We start from the raw sequence: 19069 nt of genomic DNA, 5'->3' as shown, positions 1-19069 counted from the left end.
GCTTACTCGGCGCAGTCCTGCTCCTCAATGGTCTGGGTGTGGTTGGTGAATACACAGATGTCGCCGGCAATGCCGAGTGCGGTTTCGACGATTTCCCGGGCCGACAGGTCGGTTTTTTTCAGCAGTGCGCTGGCGGCGGCTTGCGCGTAGGCGCCACCGGAACCCATGGCGATCAGGCCGTCTTCAGGCTCGACCACGTCGCCGTTGCCGGTGATGATCAGCGAAGCGTCTTTGTTGGCGACCGCGAGCATGGCTTCCAGGCGGCTCAGGGTGCGGTCGGTGCGCCATTCCTTGGCGAGCTCGACAGCGGCGCGTACCAGGTGACCCTGGTGCTTTTCAAGCTGGCCCTCGAAGCGTTCGAAGAGGGTAAAGGCGTCAGCGGTGGCGCCGGCAAAACCGGCAATGACCTGGCCGTGGTACAGGCGACGAACTTTTTTCGCGTTGCCTTTCATCACGGTATTGCCAAGGGAAACCTGGCCGTCGCCGCCCATGACGACTTTGCCGTGGCGGCGAACTGAAACGATGGTGGTCAAGGGAAGAGTCTCCACGCTGCGGGGCGAAAATGCCTTATGCCCATTCATATGGGGGTGGTGGAGAGGATTTCAACTGTGGGGCGCGGGAGGGGACGGGCGGTGTGAATCAGATGGGGCTGAGTTGCCGGGGCTGACGTCTTCGCGAGCAAGCCCGCTCCCACATTGGAATGCGGTCGAATGTGGGAGCGGGCTTGCTCGCGAAGAACGATAACGCGGTGTTTCTGACGGAATCAGCGGCTCTGGCGTTGTTGTAACAACAAATTGCTGAAGCCTGCACCCGCCAATTGTTTCTGCGCAGTGGTCAGTTGCTCACGATTGCTGAACGGTCCAACCAGCACCCGATACCAGGTCTCGTCCTTCACCGTGCCGGATTCAACCGCCACAGCCTGCCCCAGCAGAATGATCTGCGCACGAACCTTGTCCGCATCAGTCTCTTTGCGGAAGGAGCCCGCCTGCAGGAAAAACTTCGTCACCGGCGCAGCCTTGACCGGTGGCGCAGGTGGCGGGGTAATTCCGGACAAAGCAGCCTGGGCGCGCGCCGTATCGATCTTCGCCGCTTCCGCCGGTGTAACCGGTGTCGTCGGAATCGCAGGCACTTGCGGCGTCGGCAGGGTTTTCTCCGGTACGGCGTCCGGCGGCACGATGACTTCCGATTCCGGCAGCAAAGTGTAGAAGTCGTATTTCGGCTTCACCGGTTGCGTCGGGCTCGGCGGGGTCTTGTTGGCCTCGGCGATCTTGGTGGCTTTCTGTTGCTGTTCCACCTTCTCGCGCTTGACCGTGTCGCTGCCCTTGCCCGGCTCCAGTTTCATCAGGAACACGATGAATGCACCGACCGTCAGGCCGATGGCCATCCACAGCCAACCCGGGATCGGTTGCTTCGCTGGAGCTTGGTAACGGCTGGCGCCACGCTTGGGTGCAGGTTTTTTCTTGGCAGCCAACTTACATACGCTCCAGAGTTTCCAGGCCCAAGAGTTCCAGGCCTTGCTTGAGAGTGCGACCGGTCAGCGCGGCGAGGCGCAGGCGGCTCTGCATTTGCGCCGGGGTGTCGGCGGCGAGGATCGGGCAGTTCTCGTAGAAGCTGGAGAACAGGCCGGCGACGTCGTACAGGTAGGTGCAGAGGATGTGCGGCGTGCCTTTCTCGGCCACATTGTTCAGTACTTCGCCAAACTGCGCGAGTTTTGCCGCCAGCTCGTGTTCGTGCGCTGCTTCGAGCACGATCTGGCCTTCGACTTCGCTGAAGTCCTTGCCGAGTTTGCGGAACACACCAGCCACGCGGGTGTAGGCGTACAGCAAGTAGGGCGCGGTATTGCCTTCGAAGTTCAGCATCAGGTCGAAGTTGAAGCTGTAGTCGCTGGTGCGGTGCTTGGACAGGTCGGCGTATTTCACCGCCCCTATGCCCACGACCCTGGCGATGTTGCGCAGGTCGGCTTCAGCCAGTTCAGGGTTCTTGTCCTTGACCAGGGTGTAGGCGCGTTCCTGGGCTTCGGTCAGCAGGTCGATCAGCTTCACGGTGCCACCATCACGGGTCTTGAACGGACGGCCGTCAGCGCCGTTCATGGTGCCGAAGCCCATGTGTTCCATTTCCATCGGATGGGTCACGAAACCGGCCTTGCGGGCCACGGCGAACACCTGCTGGAAGTGCAGGGCCTGACGCTGGTCGACGAAGTACAGCGCGCGGTCGGCCTTGAGCTTGCCGCTGCGGTAGCGCACGGCAGCCAGGTCGGTGGTGGCATAGAGGTAGCCGCCGTCGGCCTTGACGATGATCACCGGCAGCGGGTCGCCATCGGCGTTCTTGAACTCGTCGAGGAACACGCACAGGGCGCCGTTGCTCTCGACCAGCATGCCGGCGGCCTTGAGGTCGTTGACCACGTTGATCAGGTCGTCGTTGTAGGCGCTTTCGCCCATCACGTCGGCCATGGTCAGTTTGACGTTCAGCAGTTCGTAGATCTTCTGGCAGTGCGACAGCGAGATGTCCTTGAACTTGGTCCACAGTGCCAGGCAATCGGCATCGCCGGCCTGCAACTTGACCACCAGGCCACGGGCGCGGTCGGCGAATTCTTCGGATTCATCGAAGCGTTGCTTGGCGGCGCGGTAGAAGTTTTCCAGGTCCGACAGCTCGTCGCTGGTGATCGGGTTTTCCTGCAGGTACGCCATCAGCATGCCGAACTGGGTGCCCCAGTCGCCGACGTGGTTCTGGCGGATCACTTCGTCGCCGAGGAATTCGAGCACGCGGGCCACGCCGTCGCCAATGATGGTCGAGCGCAAGTGGCCGACGTGCATTTCTTTGGCCAGGTTAGGGGCCGACAGGTCGACCACGGTGCGCTGGACCGGGCCGGCCTTGCGCACGCCGATGTTGGCGTCGGCCAGGGCGGCGTCCAGGCGCGAAGCCAGGGCGTCGGTGTTCTGGAAGAAGTTCAGGAAGCCTGGACCTGCGATTTCGGCCTTGGAGACGTTTTCGTCAGCTGGCAGCGCGGCGATGATTTTTTCCGCCAGGTCGCGCGGCTTCATGCCGGCCGGTTTGGCCAGCATCATGGCGATGTTGCTGGCGAAGTCGCCGTTCTTCTTGTCGCGGGAGTTCTCCACCTGGATCGCCGGCGACAGGCCTTCAGGCAACACACCTTCGTTGACGAGTTGGGTGATGGCTTGTTGGATCAGCTGGCGAATGGTGTCTTTCATGGTCTTCTCTTTCGACCGCTGGCGCGGCGGCGCATCGTGCGCTGGTGGAAAAACTGGGCATTATCCGTTGCCAGGGCGGGCTTGCCAACCTTAGCAGGCAGCTTGTGGATATGTGGTAACAATTAGGGCCCCTTCGCGAGCAAGCCCGCTCCCACAATGAATCTGCGGTGTTCATACCTTATGTGTCAGGCACAAAACCCATGTGGGAGCGGGCTTGCTCGCGAATGCGATCTCAAAATCAATACAGATCGACGGGATCCACATCGAGCGACCAACGCACCGCCCGCCCACTCGGCATCTGCTCCAAAACCAGCAACCAACTGGCAAGTAACCGATGCAGCGGCGCCCTTGCCGTAGCCTGCAACAACAACTGTGCACGATAGCGCCCGGCCCGCCGTTCCATCGGCGCCGGCACCGGCCCGAGCAGTTCGATGCCGGTCAGATTCTGTTCGGCCAGCAGGCGTTCGGCCTCGCTGCACGCTTCATCCAGAAAGCCTTCGGCCTGCCCTGGCTTGTGTGCCTCGGCCCGCAGCAGCGCCAGATGGGCAAACGGCGGCAATCCCGCCGCGCGCCGCTCGCTCAAGGCCTGCTCGGCAAAGGCGAAGTAACCCTGTTCGGTCAATTGCACCAGCAGCGGATGGTCGGCCAGGTGTGTCTGGATGATCACCTTGCCCGGCTCTTCCGCCCGGCCTGCTCGACCGGCGACCTGGACAATCAGTTGCGCCATGCGCTCGCTGGCGCGGAAGTCGCCGGAGAACAGCCCACCATCGGCATCCAGGATCGAGACCAGGGTTACCCGTGGAAAGTGGTGGCCCTTGGCGAGCATCTGCGTGCCCACCAGGATGCAGGGCTGGCCTTTCTGGATGGTCGCGAACAACTGGTTCATGGCGTCCTTGCGCGACGTGCTGTCGCGGTCGACTCGCAGCACCGGATAGTCCGGGAACAGGATCCCCAGGCGTTCCTCGGCCCGTTCGGTACCGGCCCCCACGGGGCGCAAGTCGACCTTGTTGCACTTGGGGCACTGGCGCGGCACGCGTTCGACATAGCCGCAATGATGACAGCGCAGCTCGCCGTAGCGCTGGTGGACGGTCATGCGCGCATCGCAGCGTTGGCACTCGGACATCCAGCCGCAGTCGTGACACAGCAGGGTCGGCGCAAATCCGCGGCGGTTGAGGAATACCAGCACCTGCTGGCCGGCAGCGAGTGTCTGGCCGATGGCTTGTTGCATGGGTCCGGAAATGCCGCTGTCCAGTGGACGGCTTTTCACATCCAGGCGCAGGAAGCGTGGTTGCTTGGCGCCGCCAGCGCGCTCGTTCAGCCGCAGCAGGCCATAGCGGCCGGTGTAGGCGTTGTGCAGGCTTTCCAGGGAGGGCGTGGCGGAGCCCAGGACAATCGGGATGTTTTCCTGTCGAGCCCTGACCAACGCCAGGTCGCGCGCGTGGTACCGCAAGCCTTCCTGCTGTTTATAGGAGCCGTCGTGCTCTTCGTCGATGATGATCAGCCCCGGGTTTTTCATCGGCGTGAACAGCGCCGAGCGGGTGCCGATTATGATGTCGGCTTCGCCGTCGCGGGCGGCGAGCCAGGCTTCGAGGCGTTCGCGATCATTGACCGCCGAGTGAATCAGCGCGATGCGCGCGTTGAAACGCTGCTCGAATCGCGCCAGGGTCTGCGGGCCGAGGTTGATTTCCGGGATCAGCACCAGCGCCTGCTTGCCGGCCTCCAGGGTTTCGCGGATCAGTTGCAGATAGACTTCGGTCTTGCCGCTGCCGGTGACGCCGGCGAGGAGGAACGCGTGGTAACTGTCGAACCCGGCGCGAATGGCTTCATAGGCGGCCCGCTGTTCCGGGTTGAGTGGCAGTTCGGGTTGGGCCAGCCAGTGTTCGTGTCGGGCACCGGGGGCGTGCCTGCGGATTTCAACCTGGACCAGCTCCTTGGCCAGCAACAGATCGAGGCTGTCCTTGCTTAGCATCAGCTTGCTCAGTAACTGATGGGCGACGCCGTGGGGGTGCTGGGCCAGCGTTGCCAGGGCTTCGCGCTGGCGCGGGGCACGGGCGATTCGCGGGTCGTCGAGGCTGGCGCCTGGTGCGGCGGACCAGAAGCGCTCCTGGCGCGCCTCGGCCAGTTCGCCCTGGCGCAGCAATACCGGCAGCGCCCAACTCAACGTGTCGCCGAGGCTGTGCTGGTAGTACTGCGAGGTCCACAGGCACAGCTTGAACAGCGCGGGCGGCAACGGCGGCGTGGCATCGAGCAGTGCGAGGGCCGGCTTGAGTTTTTCCGCCGGCACTTCGCTGGTGTCGGTGACTTCCACCAGGATCCCGATCATCTCCCGCCGGCCAAACGGCACCCGCAAGCGCATGCCGGGGTGCAATTGCGCACGCAGCACGCCGGCCGGCGCCCGGTAGTCGAACAGGCGGCGCAGGGGCGAAGGCAAGGCGAGGCGCAGAATGGCGTCGGGCACGCGGGGGAGTCTCGATTAACAGGCAATGAAGGGTTTGACACATAACCACAAGGATCGCGCTTTGGGTCGGGAGCCTAGCAGACGACCGGTTTGAGGGACAGCTTGCGTGATTGGCATTGTCTGGTAGAATCCGCGGCCTAATTACGTGCGGTATTCAACAATAGTGTTGGGTGGCGGCACGCTAGCCTGAGGAAAACACCATGAAAGCTGATATCCATCCAGAATACCCAGCAGTTGCTGTTACCTGCAGCTGCGGCAACAAGTTCGAAACCCGTTCGACCTTCGGCAAAGCCCTGGCGATCGACGTTTGCAACGAATGCCACCCGTTCTACACCGGTAAGCAGAAGACTCTGGACACTGGCGGCCGCGTTCAGCGCTTCGCAGACCGTTTCGGTGCTTTCGGTGCGAAAAAGGCCTAAGGCCGATCAACCTGGGAAAACGTCACTGTTTTGCCATGCTGATGAAAAAGGCGTCCCCCGGGACGCCTTTTTTGTGTCTGTGATTTGGCTGCAAAGGCCAATCTAAAAAATATTGTAGACATTTTTTAATGGGATTGTGAACAGTCTATCCCTTGTGTTCCGTGGCTCTTGGCCCAAAGTCGTAGGGGCGGGCGCTTGACAGGGGTGACCGGTCAGTCTTGTGGGGATTTTGCCAGGCGCGTATCCTCGCTGACCAGTCTGTCCAACAGTAAAAGCGGAATGCCAAAATGTCTGATCTGAAAACTGCCGCTCTCGAATATCACGCCAATCCTCGTCCAGGGAAGCTGAGTGTCGAGCTCACCAAGGCCACCGCTACCGCCCGCGACCTGTCGCTGGCCTACAGCCCCGGCGTAGCTGAACCAGTACGCGAGATCGCCCGCGATCCTGAGCTGGCCTACAAGTACACCGGTAAAGGCAACCTGGTTGCAGTCATTTCCGATGGCACCGCGATTCTGGGCCTGGGTAACCTCGGCCCATTGGCCTCCAAGCCAGTGATGGAAGGTAAGGGCGTGCTGTTCAAGCGCTTCGCCGGCATCGACGTTTTCGACATCGAAGTCGATTCCGAAAGCCCGCAAGCCTTCATCGACACCGTCAAGCGCATCTCCATCACCTTCGGTGGCATCAACCTGGAAGACATCAAGGCACCTGAGTGCTTTGAGATCGAACGTGCCCTGATCGAGCAGTGCGACATCCCGGTATTCCACGACGACCAGCACGGCACCGCCATCGTGACCGCGGCCGGCATGATCAACGCCCTGGAAATCGCCGGCAAAACCCTGGCTGACGCCAAGATCGTCTGCCTGGGTGCCGGTGCGGCCGCCATCTCCTGCATGAAATTGCTGGTGAGCATGGGCGCCAACATCGAAAACATCTACATGGTCGACCGTACCGGCGTGATTCACTCCGGCCGTGACGACCTGAACCAGTACAAGGCCGTCTTCGCTCACGCGACCGACAAGCGCACCCTGGCAGACGCCCTGCAAGGCGCAGACGTGTTCGTCGGCCTGTCTGGCCCGAACCTGCTGAGCCCGGAAGGCCTGAAGTCCATGGCAGCCAACCCGATCGTGTTCGCTTGCTCGAACCCGGATCCGGAAATCTCCCCGGAGCTGGCGCACGCCACCCGTGACGACGTGATCATGGCCACCGGCCGTTCGGACTACCCGAACCAGGTCAACAACGTCCTGGGCTTCCCGTTCATCTTCCGTGGCGCCCTGGACGTTCGCGCCAAGCGCATCAACGAAGAGATGAAAGTGGCTGCGGCCAACGCCCTGCGCGAACTGGCCAAGCTGCCAGTGCCTCAGGAAGTGTGCGACGCGTACGGCGGCATCGCGCTGGAATTCGGTCGTGAGTACATCATTCCGAAACCAATGGACGCCCGCCTGATCACCGTGATCTCCGATGCCGTGGCCAAGGCTGCAATCGAGACCGGCGTTGCAACCCTGCCGTATCCGAAGAACTACCCGCTGAAAAGCGTGGATGACGTGTTCAACGGCTAAGTCGTTGTAGCGCTTCAACCAAAAGCCCCGGTTCGATTTGAGTCGGGGCTTTTTTTGCCTGAAAGGTTTGTGTCGATTGTTAGGGCCTCTTCGCGGGCAAGCCCGCTCCCACAGTGGGCGATGGTGTTCATAGAATTCGTGTACACCACAAATCCCTGTGGGAGCGGGCTTGCTCGCGAAGGCGGCAGCACAATCAATGCAAATCTGGCAGGCAATAAAAAGCCCCGCACTTCTCGCGAAGGCAGGGCTTTTTGATGTGGCATGCGATCAGAACAAATCGATCGGTGCCGCTTCATCCGCCGGCAGCGGGCTGCCTGGCGCATTGCCGTTGCCCAGCTCATTGCCCGTCGGCGGCGTATCTTCGACCTTGAACAGTTCGAAGTAGGCCCCTGGCGTGCCTGGAGTGGCTGCACGGCCACTGACAGGGTCTACCCGCAGGCTGAGGATGCCTTCCGGCTCTGGCTGGGTGTGTGGCGGCATGTCTTTGAGCGCAGCGCCCATGTAGTTCATCCAGATCGGCAGGGCGACGGTACCGCCAAACTCCTTGCGACCCAGGCTTTCGGGCTGGTCGAAGCCGGTCCAGACGGTGGTGACGTAATCGGCGTTGTAGCCGGAGAACCAGGCGTCCTTGGACTCGTTGGTGGTGCCGGTCTTGCCGGCGATGTCGCCACGACCCAGGGCCAGCGCGCGACGGCCGGTACCGAGCTTGATCACGTCTTCGAGCATGCTGTTGAGGATGTAGGTTGTCCGTCCATCGACAATGCGCTCAGCCACGGCAGGCGTTTGCGCTGCCGATTGCTCGCCCGGCACCTGGCCAGGTGTTGCATTGACCGTAAAGGCTTCGGCGGCAGGTGCGGCGATACCGTCGGTCGCGACAGCGCCTTTTGGCACGCTGGGCGGGTTGGCGACGAACAGCGTGTCGCCGTTGCGGCTTTCGATCTTGTCGATGATGTACGGGGTGATCTTGTAGCCGCCGTTGGCGAAGGTGCTCCAGCCCGTGGCGATTTCCATCGGCGTCAGGGTTGCGGTACCCAAGGCCAGGGACAGGTTGGGCGGCAGGTCCTGCTTGTTGAAGCCAAAGCGGCTGATGTAGTCGATGGTCTTGCCAACGCCCATCGCCTGTAGCAGGCGGATCGAAACCAGGTTGCGCGACTTGTAGAGCGCTTCGCGCAGGCGGATCGGACCGAGGAAGGTGTTGGTATCGTTTTTCGGACGCCAGACCTTGTCCAGGTACTCGTCGACAAACACGATCGGTGCGTCGTTCACCAGGCTGGAGGCGGTGTAGCCGTTATCCAGTGCCGCGCTGTAGACGAACGGCTTGAAGCTCGAACCCGGCTGGCGCTTGGCCTGAAGGGCGCGGTTGTAGTTGCTCTGCTCAAAGGCGAAACCGCCGACCAGCGAGCGGATGGCGCCGTTTTGCGGGTCAAGGGAGACCAGTGCGCCCTGGGCCTGGGGGATCTGGCTGAATTTCAGCGAGTTGTCCGCCTGGCGCTGCACGCGAATCAGGTCGCCGACCTGGGCTACGTCCGACGGTTGTTTCGGATTGGCGCCCATGCTGTTGGTGTTCAGGAACGGGCGAGCCCATTTCATGCTGTCCCAGCCAACGTGTTCGCTGCCGGTGCGGGTCAGCACCTGCAGGCCGCTCTTGTCGACCTGGGTGACGATGGCCGGTTCAAGGCCGCTGATGGTGCGTTGCTTGGTCAGTTCGGTTGCCCACGCCTCGCGCGTCTTGCCCGGCAGGCGGGACTCGGGGCCCCGATAGCCATGACGCTGGTCATAGGTCATCAAGCCTTCGTGGACGGCGGTGTTGGCCATTTCCTGAAGGTTGCTCGGCACCGTGGTGGTAACGCGGAAACCTTCGGTGTATGCATCGCTGCCATAGCGACCGACCATTTCGGCGCGGGCCATCTCGGCGATGTAGGGCGCGTTCACTTCCGGCGTCGGCACGTGATAGCTGGCGTTCAGGGGCTCGTTGACGGCGCTGGTGTAGTCGGCTTCGCTGATCTTGCCCAGCTTGTACATGCGCCCCAGGATCCAGTCGCGACGCTCCTTGCTGCGGGCCGGGTTGGCCAGCGGGTTGAAGCGTGAAGGGGCCTTGGGCAGGCCGGCGATCATCGCCATCTGCGCCAGGCTGATGTCGCGAATCGACTTGCCGTAATACACCTGCGCCGCCGCTTCGATGCCGTAGGCACGGTTGCCCAGATAGATCTTGTTGACGTAGAGCTCGAGGATTTCGTCCTTGGTCAGCTGTCGTTCGATCTGCAGGGCCAGGAGGATCTCGGTGGTTTTGCGCGAGAAGCTGCGTTCGCTGGTCAGGAAGAAGTTCTTCGCCACCTGCATGGTGATAGTGCTGCCGCCGGACTGGATATGGCCGCTTTTCACCAGTTGCGTGGCAGCGCGCATCAGGCTGCTGGGATCGACGCCGTAGTGGTTGGCGAAGTTGTCGTCTTCAGCACTTAGTAACGCATTAATGAAATTGGGGGGAATGTCGGCGAAACGGATCGGTGTGCGACGCATTTCGCCGAATTCTGCGATCAACTTGTTATCGCTGCTGTAGACCCGCAAAGGGATCTGCAACTGGATGCTTCTCAGTGCCTCTACGGACGGTAATCCGGGACTAAGGTAAAGAAACGCCCCACTCAGACCCAGAAGCAGTCCGCAGAATACGGCGACGATGGACCAACCGAAAAATTTCAGCAGACGAATCAAGGCTTTTGGACATCCAGGGTAAAAAATGAATTTGGCATCAGGGTTCAGGCTAAAGGCGAACGACCCGCGCTTGAGAAAAAGCGGAAAAAAACGCTGGGCATTATAAGCATTTTTCCGTCCATGGCGTTATTTGCGCTGCTGTCAAGACGGGTGGTTTGAACGCAACCCCCGTTATGGAGTCCGTAACACACGGAAAGTCATAGGGAATTTGGTAGTGCCAGGACTCTTCAATAAAAAGGCCAGGTCGCTCCTGGGCATCGATATCAGCTCGACATCGGTGAAGCTGCTGGAGCTGAGCCGGCAGGGCAATGGCTATCGTGTCGAAGCCTACGCGGTCGAGTCGTTCCCCCCCAGTGCGGTCATCGAGAAAAATATCGCCGAGCTCGATGGCGTGGGCCAGGCCTTGACGCGTGTGCTGGCCAAGGCTCGCACCAGTCTCAAGGGCGTTGCCGTGGCCGTGGCCGGTTCGGCGGTGATCACCAAGACCATCGAGATGGATGCCGGCCTTTCCGACGACGAGATGGAAGACCAGCTGAAGATCGAGGCCGATCAGTACATTCCTTATCCGCTGGACGAAGTGGCCATCGATTTCGAAGTCCAGGGCGCGTCAGTGCGCAATCCTGAGCGGGTCAACGTGTTGCTGGCCGCCTGTCGCAAGGAAAACGTCGAAATCCGTGAGGCAGCCCTGGCCCTGGCGGGCCTGACTGCGCGCGTGGTCGACGTCGAGGCCTATGCCCTGGAGCGATCGTTCAGCTTGCTGAAGAGCCAGGGAGGGGGCTTGCAAGGGCGACTGGTGGCGGTGGTCGATGTTGGAGCAACCATGACCACCCTGAGCGTGCTGCATGACGGGCGGATCATCTACACCCGCGAGCAATTGTTTGGTGGCCGCCAGCTCACCGAGGACATTCAGCGCCGATACGGCCTGACCGTCGAGCAGGCCGGCCTGGCGAAGAAGCAGGGCGGTTTGCCGGACGATTATGTCAGCGTTGTGTTGCAGCCGTTTCGTGAGGCCCTGGTGCAGCAAGTGTCGCGTTCGTTGCAGTTCTTCTTTGCTTCGGGCCATTACACCGCGGTCGACCACATACTGCTGGTGGGCGGGACCGCGTCGGTGTCCGGTCTGGACCAGTTGATCGAGCAGCAATTGGGCACGCCGACCCGGGTGGCCAATCCGTTTGCCGACATGACCTTGAGCAGCAAGGTCAACGCCGCGGCCCTGGCCAGCGATGCGCCCGCGCTGATGATTGCCTGCGGGCTGGCCCTCAGGAGTTTCGACTGATGGCCCGGATCAATCTATTACCCTGGCGCGAAGAGCGGCGTGAGCAGCGGCGCAAGCGCTTTCTCCTGGTGTTGGTGGGTGTGCTGGCGGGATCGGCAGGTGCATTGCTCATGGCCAACCAGGTCATCAGCAGCGCTATCGAGCGGCAGATTGCGCGTAACGATTACATCGGCAAGCAGATCGCCGTGGTCGACGAGCGGATCAAGCAGATCAGTGATCTCAAGGCTCGTCGTCAGCAATTGGTCGAGCGTATGCGCATCATCCAGGATCTGCAGGGCAATCGCCCGATCAGCGGGCGAATTTTTGATCAGCTGGCGCGGACCTTGCCCGATGGCGTGTATTTCACTGAAGTCAAAATGGCCGGCAAGACATTGTCCATCACCGGTGCGGCGCAATCGAACAACCGTGTTTCAGACCTGATGCGTAACCTGGACCAGTCCGACTGGTTCGATGCGCCCAGTCTCACTGAAGTCAAGGCGACGGCCGCGGGGCAACTCGACCAGGCCAATGTTTTTCAGTTGACCGTTCGTCAGACCCAGCCTGCGGCTGGGGAGGACAGCGAATGAGTCCGTCCGAATGGATCGAAGGGTTGCGCCGGATCGACATCAACGAGCTGGACAGCAGCAACATGGGTTCCTGGCCACCCGCGATCAAAATCCTGATGGGCATTGTGGTCGCAATACTGGTGCTGTCGATCGGCTACAACTTTTCCACAAGCGAGCTGGAACATCAGCTCGAACTCAAGCGCGAGGAGGAGTCTACCCTCAAGGAGCAATTTGCCAGCAAATCCCACATGGCGGCGAATCTGCAGCTCTACACCCAGCAGATGAAGGAGATGGAAAACTCCTTCGGCGTACTGTTACGGCAACTGCCCAGCGACACCGAAGTCCCCGGCTTGCTGGAAGACATCACGCGAACGGGGCTGGGCAGTGGCCTGGAGTTCGAAGAGATCAAGCTACTGCCGGAGGTCTCCCAGCCGTTCTACATCGAGTTGCCGATCCAGATCACGGTCACCGGCGCCTATCACGACCTGGCCACTTTCGTCAGTGGCGTGGCCGGATTGCCGCGTATCGTCACCCTGCATGATTTCGACCTGGCGCCGATCAATCCCGACGCCGGTCCGAAGTTACGCATGAGCATCCTGGCCAAGACCTACCGTTACAACGACAAGGGGCTGCAATGATGAGCCGGCTTCGTGGTTTTTCGCCGGTGATGTTGATGGTCGTATTGGCGGGCTGTGGCGGCGGCGATGATGTCAGTGACCTGGACGCCTACATGAACGAAATGCGCCTGCGGGCACCGGGCAAGATTGAACCAACGCCGACATTCCGGTCTTACCCCACATTCACCTATAGCGCCGCCAACCTGCGCAGCCCGTTTTCCCGGCAGATCAAAGTCGATCTGGCACTCAAGCAGGGCGCGCGTTATGTCCAGCCGGACTCCAACCGGGTCAAGCAGTACCTCGAGGGCTTCAATATCGAGCAGTTTGAAATGGTCGGCACCCTCTCCAATGCCACGGGCTCCTTTGCCCTGTTGCGCGGCGCCGGTGGGGTGCATCGGCTGAAAGTCGGTGATTACCTGGGGCGTAACGATGGCCGGATTGTCGCCATCAGCGGTTCGCAAGTCGATGTGGTGGAAATCGTTCCCGACGGCGAAGGTGCCTGGCTGGAGCGACCGCGGACCCTTCCTTTGAAAGAGCATTCATAGTGGAACCCGTACGATGAACAGGATTTTCTCCGCCCTCGGAGTATCGCTATGGATAGCGTTGCTGTCGCCGATGGTACAAGCGGCCACCCTCAAGACGCTGGATGTCGCCGCGTTGCCGGGAGATCGCGTCGAGTTGAAGCTGGTGTTCGACAAGCCACCCCCGGCGCCCCGTGGCTACACCACGGAATCTCCCGCCAGGATTGCCCTGGATCTTCCCGGCGTGGTCAGTCAGCTGGCGAGCAAGACTCGCGACCTGGGCAATGGCAATGCCCGCAGCGCGACGGTGGTAGAGGCCAAGGACCGTGCGCGGCTGATCATCAATCTCAACCAGCTGAGCCCCTATGACTTCCGGGTCGAAGGCAACAGCCTCTTTGTCGTGGTCGGGCAGGGTGGCAAAAGCCCGACCCCGCGGGCGGCCGCTACCGCCGTCCCGGTTCCGGCGCCCAAGCGCGCGGTTGCGCCGGCGAGCAAGGCCATTCGTGCGGTGGATTTCCAGCGTGGTTCCCAGGGCGAAGGCAATGTCGTGATTGATCTGTCGGACCCGTCCATTGCACCGGATATTCAGGAACGCGAAGGCAAGATCATTCTCGGATTTGCCAGGACCCGATTGCCCGAGCCATTGCGCGTACGCCTGGACGTCAAGGATTTCGCCACCCCGGTTCAGTTCGTCAATGCCAGTGCCAGCGGGGATAAGGCGACAATCACCATTGAACCCGGCGGCGCCTTCGATTACTCAACCTATCAGACCGACAACAAGCTGACCGTCAGCGTCCGCCCGATGACGGTCGACGACCTGCAAAAGCGCAACGCCGACCGCAATGCCTACACCGGTGAAAAGCTCTCGCTGAATTTCCAGGACATCGACGTGCGCTCAGTGCTGCAACTGATCGCCGATTTCACCAACCTCAATCTGGTCGCCAGTGACACGGTGCAGGGGGGCATTACCCTGCGCCTGCAAAATGTACCCTGGGACCAGGCACTGGACCTGGTGCTGAAAACCAAGGGCCTGGACAAGCGCAAGGTGGGTAATGTGCTGCTCGTCGCGCCAGCCGACGAAATTGCGGCCCGTGAACGTCAGGAGTTGGAGTCGCAGAAGCAGATTGCCGACCTGGCGCCGCTGCGTCGGGAGCTTTTGCAGGTCAATTACGCCAAGGCGGCCGATATCGCCAAACTGTTCCAGTCGGTGACCAGTGCCGAGGCGAAAGCCGACGAACGGGGATCGATCACCGTCGATGAGCGCACCAACAACATCATTGCCTACCAGACCCAGGACCGTCTCGACGAACTGCGGCGAATCGTTGCGCAGCTGGATATCCCGGTGCGTCAGGTGATGATCGAGGCGCGCATCGTCGAAGCCAACGTAGATTATGACAAGAGCCTCGGCGTGCGCTGGGGTGGCGCGATCAAGAAAGGCAACTGGAATGCCTCCGGGGTCGGTAACGGCGCCAACGACAGCAGCGCCAGCTCGCCGTTCGTCGACCTGGGGGTCGCCAACAATACGTCGGGCATTGGCATTGCCTTCATCACCGACAACGTCTTGCTGGACCTTGAATTGACGGCCATGGAAAAGACCGGTAACGGCGAAATCGTCTCGCAACCCAAGGTGGTCACCTCCGACAAGGAGACCGCGAAGATCCTCAAGGGCACCGAGATTCCCTATCAGGAAGCCAGCTCCAGCGGCGCAACCTCGGTCTCGTTCAAGGAGGCGTCGCTGTCGCTGGAGGTGACGCCGCAGATCACGCCGGACAACCGGATCATCATGGAGGTCAAGGTCACCAAGGATGAGCCGGACTACCTGAACAAGGTCCAGGACGTGCCGCCGATCAAGAAAAACGAGGTCAACGCCAAGGTCCTGGTCAACGATGGCGAGACCATCGTCATTGGCGGTGTTTTCTCAAATACTCAGAGCAAGGTTGTAGATAAGGTGCCATTTCTTGGCGATGTGCCGTATCTTGGCCGCCTTTTCCGGCGCGACGTGGTTTCGGAGAAAAAATCCGAGCTGTTGGTGTTTCTCACTCCGCGTATCATGAATAACCAGGCGATTGCTGTGAGTCGTTGATTCTGTGCGAAATTTGATACTTGTAGGACCGATGGGGGCTGGAAAAAGCACCATCGGCCGATTGCTGGCCAAAGAGTTGCGCTTGCCATTCAAAGATTCCGATAAGGAAATTGAATTACGCACGGGCGCCAATATCCCATGGATCTTCGACAAGGAAGGCGAACCGGGCTTTCGTGAGCGCGAGCAGGCAATGATCGCCGAGCTGTGCGATTACGACGGCGTGGTGCTGGCGACCGGCGGCGGGGCAGTCATGCGCGAAGCCAATCGTCGGGCGCTGCGCGCCGGCGGACGGGTGGTCTACCTGCATGCCTCTGTCGAGCAGCAGGTCGGCCGCACGTCCCGCGACCGCAATCGGCCATTGCTGCGCACGGCCGATCCGGCCAAGACCCTGAGGGATCTGTTGGCGATCCGTGACCCCCTGTATCGGGAAATTGCCGATCTGGTGGTGGAAACGGATGAACGACCGCCGCGAATGGTCGTGCTCGATATCCTGGAGCGTCTGCAGCAATTGCCGCCTCGTTAAAGCGCCGCCCGAAATGCGCTATCCTCGGCGTCCAGCCATGACCGCTCAAGGTTGTGGCGAACGGCCGACGAACGGCGTCACACAACAGTGGCCGTAGACATTCGTTAACTCAAGGCAGGTTGCCTGATTCCATCTTCACTGTGGGGACACATGCAGACACTCAAGGTCGATCTAGGCGAGCGCAGCTACCCGATTCATATTGGCGAAGGTTTGTTGGACCAGCCCGAGCTGCTGGCCCCGCATATTCGCGGACGGCAAGTGGCGATCATTTCCAATGAAACCGTCGCGCCGCTCTACCTCGAACGTCTGACCCGCAGCCTTGCGCAGTTCTCGGTGATTTCCGTGGTGCTGCCCGACGGCGAAGCCTTCAAGACCTGGGAAACCCTGCAGCTGATCTTCGATGGCCTGCTGACCGCGCGGCATGATCGACGCACCACGGTGATCGCCTTGGGTGGCGGCGTGATTGGCGACATGGCCGGTTTCGCGGCGGCTTGCTACCAGCGCGGTGTCGACTTCATCCAGGTTCCGACCACGCTGCTGTCGCAGGTCGACTCTTCGGTGGGTGGCAAGACCGGGATCAACCATCCGCTGGGCAAGAACATGGTCGGTGCCTTCTATCAGCCGAACGTCGTACTGATCGACACCGCCTCCCTCAATACCCTGCCGGCCCGCGAGCTGTCCGCCGGCCTGGCCGAAGTCATCAAGTACGGGCTGATTTGCGACGAGCCGTTCCTCACCTGGCTCGAAGAAAACGTCGACCGCCTGCGCAATCTGGATCAGCAAGCCCTGACCTATGCCATCGAGCGCTCCTGTGCGGCCAAGGCGGCCGTGGTCGGCGCCGACGAGAAGGAGACCGGCGTGCGGGCCACGCTCAACCTGGGTCACACCTTCGGTCACGCCATCGAAACCCATATGGGCTATGGTGTCTGGTTGCATGGAGAGGCAGTGGCTGCCGGCACTGTAATGGCTCTGGAAATGTCCGCGCGCCTGGGATGGATCACCGAACAGGAGCGCGATCGCGGCATTCGCCTGTTCCAGCGCGCCGGCCTGCCGGTCATCCCGCCGGAAGAAATGACGGAAGCTGATTTTCTCGAACACATGGCAATTGACAAGAAAGTGATCGACGGTCGTTTGCGCCTGGTGCTGCTGCGCCACATGGGCGAAGCGGTGGTGACCGACGATTATCCGAAAGAGGTTCTACAGGCCACGCTGGGAGCGGATTACCGCGCCCTGGCTCAGCTTAAAGGTTAATAAGAACGCGATGACTAGTTTGCATGCCGACGAGGCTTTCCTCGGCCACTACCAGTTGAGTCATGACCCTTTTGCTCCACGGGTCCCTGGCTTCAAATTTTTCCCTGCCCAGCGCAAGCCGGTGCTGGGGCAGTTGCACCATCTGGCGAGGTATAGCCAGTTGCTATTGGTGGTTACAGGTCCACATGGCAGCGGCAAGACCCTGCTGCGTCAGGCCCTGGTGGCCAGCACCAACAAGCAGACCGTGCAGAGCGTGGTGGTTTCCGCCCGTGGTGCCGGTGATTCGGCTGGCCTGTTGCACCAGGTCGCCCAGGCACTGAACGTTGCCCAGGCCGAGATCGGTGCAATCCTCAAACAGGTGGTGCAGCTGGCTCTCACCGGGCAGGAAGTCTATCTGCTGGTCGATGATGCCGAGCAGCTCGACGAGTCCGCGCTCGAAGCCTTGATGGCCCTGGCCGCGGGTGCGCCGGAAGGCCGTCCACATGTGTTCCTGTTCGGCGAGTCGTCGATGATCGCCCAGCTCGAGGCTTTGCAACTCGAGGAAGAGCGCTTCCACGTCATCGAGCTGCAGCCTTACACCGAAGAGGAAACCCGCGAATACCTCGACCAGCGGCTCGAAGGCGCTGGCCGGGGTATCGAACTTTTCACCGCAAATCAGATCTCTGATATTCACGAAAGCTCCGAGGGTTGGCCTGGCAACATCAACCAGGTTGCCCGCGATGCGATGATCGAAGCCATGATTGCCAGCCGCTCCGCGGTTAAGCGTCCAAGTATGGGGTTCAATATGCCGAAGAAACACGTATTGGCGATTTCCGCCGTCGTTGTGGTCGCGGTAGCTGCCGCCTGGTTGATGCCGGGTCGCAGCAAAGCACCGACCACGGGGGCGCCTGCCAACGAACAGGCGCAACTGCCGCTCGGCCAGGGTTCGCCACAAGCGGGTGGTGCTCCGGCCGTTGAATTCGCCGGCAACACGCAGCCAACGCCATTGCCGTTGGTCGGCAATTCGCAACCGGTCATGCGTGAGCCGCTGGCCGAAGCGGCGGGTGGCATCACCGAGGGCGATGACGGCGTGCCGGTCGAGGGTTCCAGCGCGACACCGCCGACCGTGACCACCATTGCACCGCCAGCAGGCGTTCCGGCCGGTCCTGCGCCAACGCCAACCGCCAAGCCGACGCCAGCGCCGACCCAGGTCGCTACCGCCAAGCCAGCGCCAGCACCGGCTGCCAAGCCTGCTCCGGCCCCAGCGCCGGCCAAGCCAGCCGCCGCTGCCGCCAAACCGGCCGAGAAACCAGTGACCGTCGCCAAGGCAGCCGGTGGCACCTGGTACGCAGGTCAAGCGCCGGGTAACTACGTAGTGCAGATCCTCGGCACCAGCTCCGAAACGGCCGCGCAAAGCTTCGTCAAGGAGCAGGGCGGCGAGTACCGTTACTTCAAGAAAGTCCTCAACGGCAAACCGCTCTACGTGATCACCTACGGCAGTTTCGCCAATCGTGATGCAGCCGTTTCCGCCATCAAGGCCTTGCCAGCGAAGGTTCAGGCTGGTAAACCTTGGCCACGCTCTGTCGCCAGCGTCCAACAGGAACTGGCAACAGCTCGCTGAAGATTCGGCGGCCTTACCCAGGCCGCCTCTCCAAGCACCTCAATATTTCTGCACGGCATGCCGCCTCTACAGGCCGCGTGCCTTGTGGTGTCTGCGTCACAGTAGTCTTTGAGTCGTTGCGGTCAAAATTAAAAAAGTTTTGACTAGCACAGCGGATCGCTTTAAACCTTTCACAAATGCGACATAGATTTGCGACATTTCGTCGCCAAATTTGTGAGGCCAAGTGTCGGTGTGTACAATGACCTCCCTTTTGCCCCCGCAAAGCTGGCGTACGTTCGGCGCGGATGGTAAGTGGTTGAATT

The 19069-nt window shown here is 61.1% G+C and carries 15 protein-coding genes; 10 read left to right on the top strand and 5 right to left on the bottom strand.

Annotated features, from left to right (window positions below; genetic code table 11):
• Positions 1-2: 2 nt before the first annotated feature.
• The 4 genes from hslV to SOP85_RS04155 all read right to left on the bottom strand — a co-directional run bounded on the left by hslV (position 3) and on the right by SOP85_RS04155 (position 5667).
• Positions 3-533 carry an ATP-dependent protease subunit HslV gene (gene hslV / locus SOP85_RS04170; RefSeq protein WP_053153354.1) on the bottom strand — a complete coding sequence of 177 codons (531 nt, stop codon included), beginning with the start codon at positions 531-533 and terminating at the stop codon, positions 3-5.
• 230 nt (positions 534-763) lie between these two features.
• Positions 764-1471, bottom strand: a complete 708-nt coding sequence (locus tag SOP85_RS04165; RefSeq protein ID WP_046816952.1) for an SPOR domain-containing protein — start codon at positions 1469-1471, stop codon at positions 764-766.
• 1 nt (position 1472) lies between these two features.
• On the bottom strand, positions 1473-3209 hold the full coding sequence (argS, locus tag SOP85_RS04160; protein ID WP_323626172.1) for an arginine--tRNA ligase: 1737 nt from the start codon (positions 3207-3209) through the stop codon (positions 1473-1475).
• Between the two features lie 238 nt (positions 3210-3447).
• Positions 3448-5667: a primosomal protein N' gene (locus tag SOP85_RS04155; RefSeq protein ID WP_274076101.1), complete on the bottom strand. Its 2220-nt coding sequence runs from the start codon at positions 5665-5667 to the stop codon at positions 3448-3450.
• A gap of 200 nt (positions 5668-5867) precedes the next feature.
• Between SOP85_RS04155 and rpmE the strand changes: the two genes are divergently transcribed.
• Entirely contained in the window at positions 5868-6086 is a 219-nt protein-coding gene (rpmE, locus tag SOP85_RS04150) for a 50S ribosomal protein L31 (RefSeq protein ID WP_008047849.1), read from the top strand.
• Between the two features lie 287 nt (positions 6087-6373).
• Positions 6374-7642 (top strand): malic enzyme-like NAD(P)-binding protein, encoded by a 1269-nt coding sequence (locus SOP85_RS04145; RefSeq protein ID WP_323606487.1) that lies wholly within the window; start codon positions 6374-6376, stop codon positions 7640-7642.
• A gap of 267 nt (positions 7643-7909) precedes the next feature.
• Here the strand turns inward: SOP85_RS04145 and SOP85_RS04140 are convergent, their stop codons facing one another.
• Entirely contained in the window at positions 7910-10348 is a 2439-nt protein-coding gene (locus tag SOP85_RS04140) for a penicillin-binding protein 1A (protein WP_442967895.1), read from the bottom strand.
• 217 nt (positions 10349-10565) lie between these two features.
• Between SOP85_RS04140 and SOP85_RS04135 the strand changes: the two genes are divergently transcribed.
• The 8 genes from SOP85_RS04135 (at position 10566) to SOP85_RS04100 (ending at position 18767) form a co-directional block, all read left to right on the top strand.
• Entirely contained in the window at positions 10566-11627 is a 1062-nt protein-coding gene (locus SOP85_RS04135) for a pilus assembly protein PilM (RefSeq protein ID WP_323626169.1), read from the top strand.
• Entirely contained in the window at positions 11627-12193 is a 567-nt protein-coding gene (locus tag SOP85_RS04130) for a PilN domain-containing protein (RefSeq protein ID WP_323626168.1), read from the top strand. The genes SOP85_RS04135 and SOP85_RS04130 overlap by 1 nt, the downstream gene beginning before the upstream one ends.
• Positions 12190-12810, top strand: a complete 621-nt coding sequence (locus SOP85_RS04125) for a type 4a pilus biogenesis protein PilO (RefSeq protein WP_274076096.1) — start codon at positions 12190-12192, stop codon at positions 12808-12810. The genes SOP85_RS04130 and SOP85_RS04125 overlap by 4 nt, the downstream gene beginning before the upstream one ends.
• Positions 12810-13334 (top strand): pilus assembly protein PilP, encoded by a 525-nt coding sequence (locus SOP85_RS04120; protein ID WP_323626167.1) that lies wholly within the window; start codon positions 12810-12812, stop codon positions 13332-13334. Before SOP85_RS04125 ends, SOP85_RS04120 begins: the two co-directional genes overlap by 1 nt.
• Positions 13335-13347: 13 nt before the next feature.
• Complete coding sequence (gene pilQ / locus SOP85_RS04115; RefSeq protein WP_323626165.1) at positions 13348-15393, top strand: type IV pilus secretin PilQ; 2046 nt, start codon at positions 13348-13350, stop codon at positions 15391-15393.
• A gap of 4 nt (positions 15394-15397) precedes the next feature.
• Positions 15398-15916: a shikimate kinase AroK gene (gene aroK / locus SOP85_RS04110; RefSeq protein ID WP_032831512.1), complete on the top strand. Its 519-nt coding sequence runs from the start codon at positions 15398-15400 to the stop codon at positions 15914-15916.
• A 150-nt stretch (positions 15917-16066) separates the two neighbouring features.
• Complete coding sequence (gene aroB, locus SOP85_RS04105) at positions 16067-17167, top strand: 3-dehydroquinate synthase (RefSeq protein WP_274076093.1); 1101 nt, start codon at positions 16067-16069, stop codon at positions 17165-17167.
• Positions 17168-17177: 10 nt separating this feature from the next.
• The gene (locus tag SOP85_RS04100; protein ID WP_323626164.1) at positions 17178-18767 is read left to right on the top strand and encodes an SPOR domain-containing protein; all 1590 of its coding nucleotides are present in this window, start codon (positions 17178-17180) and stop codon (positions 18765-18767) included.
• Positions 18768-19069: the final 302 nt, after the last annotated feature.

Origin of the sequence: Pseudomonas sp. YuFO20, assembly GCF_035064975.1 — a bacterium.
GTDB classification, from domain to species: Bacteria; Pseudomonadota; Gammaproteobacteria; order Pseudomonadales; family Pseudomonadaceae; genus Aquipseudomonas; species Aquipseudomonas putida_AE.
The sequence above is the reverse complement of the archived record's forward strand: the minus strand, read 5'-3'. Positions and strand labels throughout refer to the sequence as shown.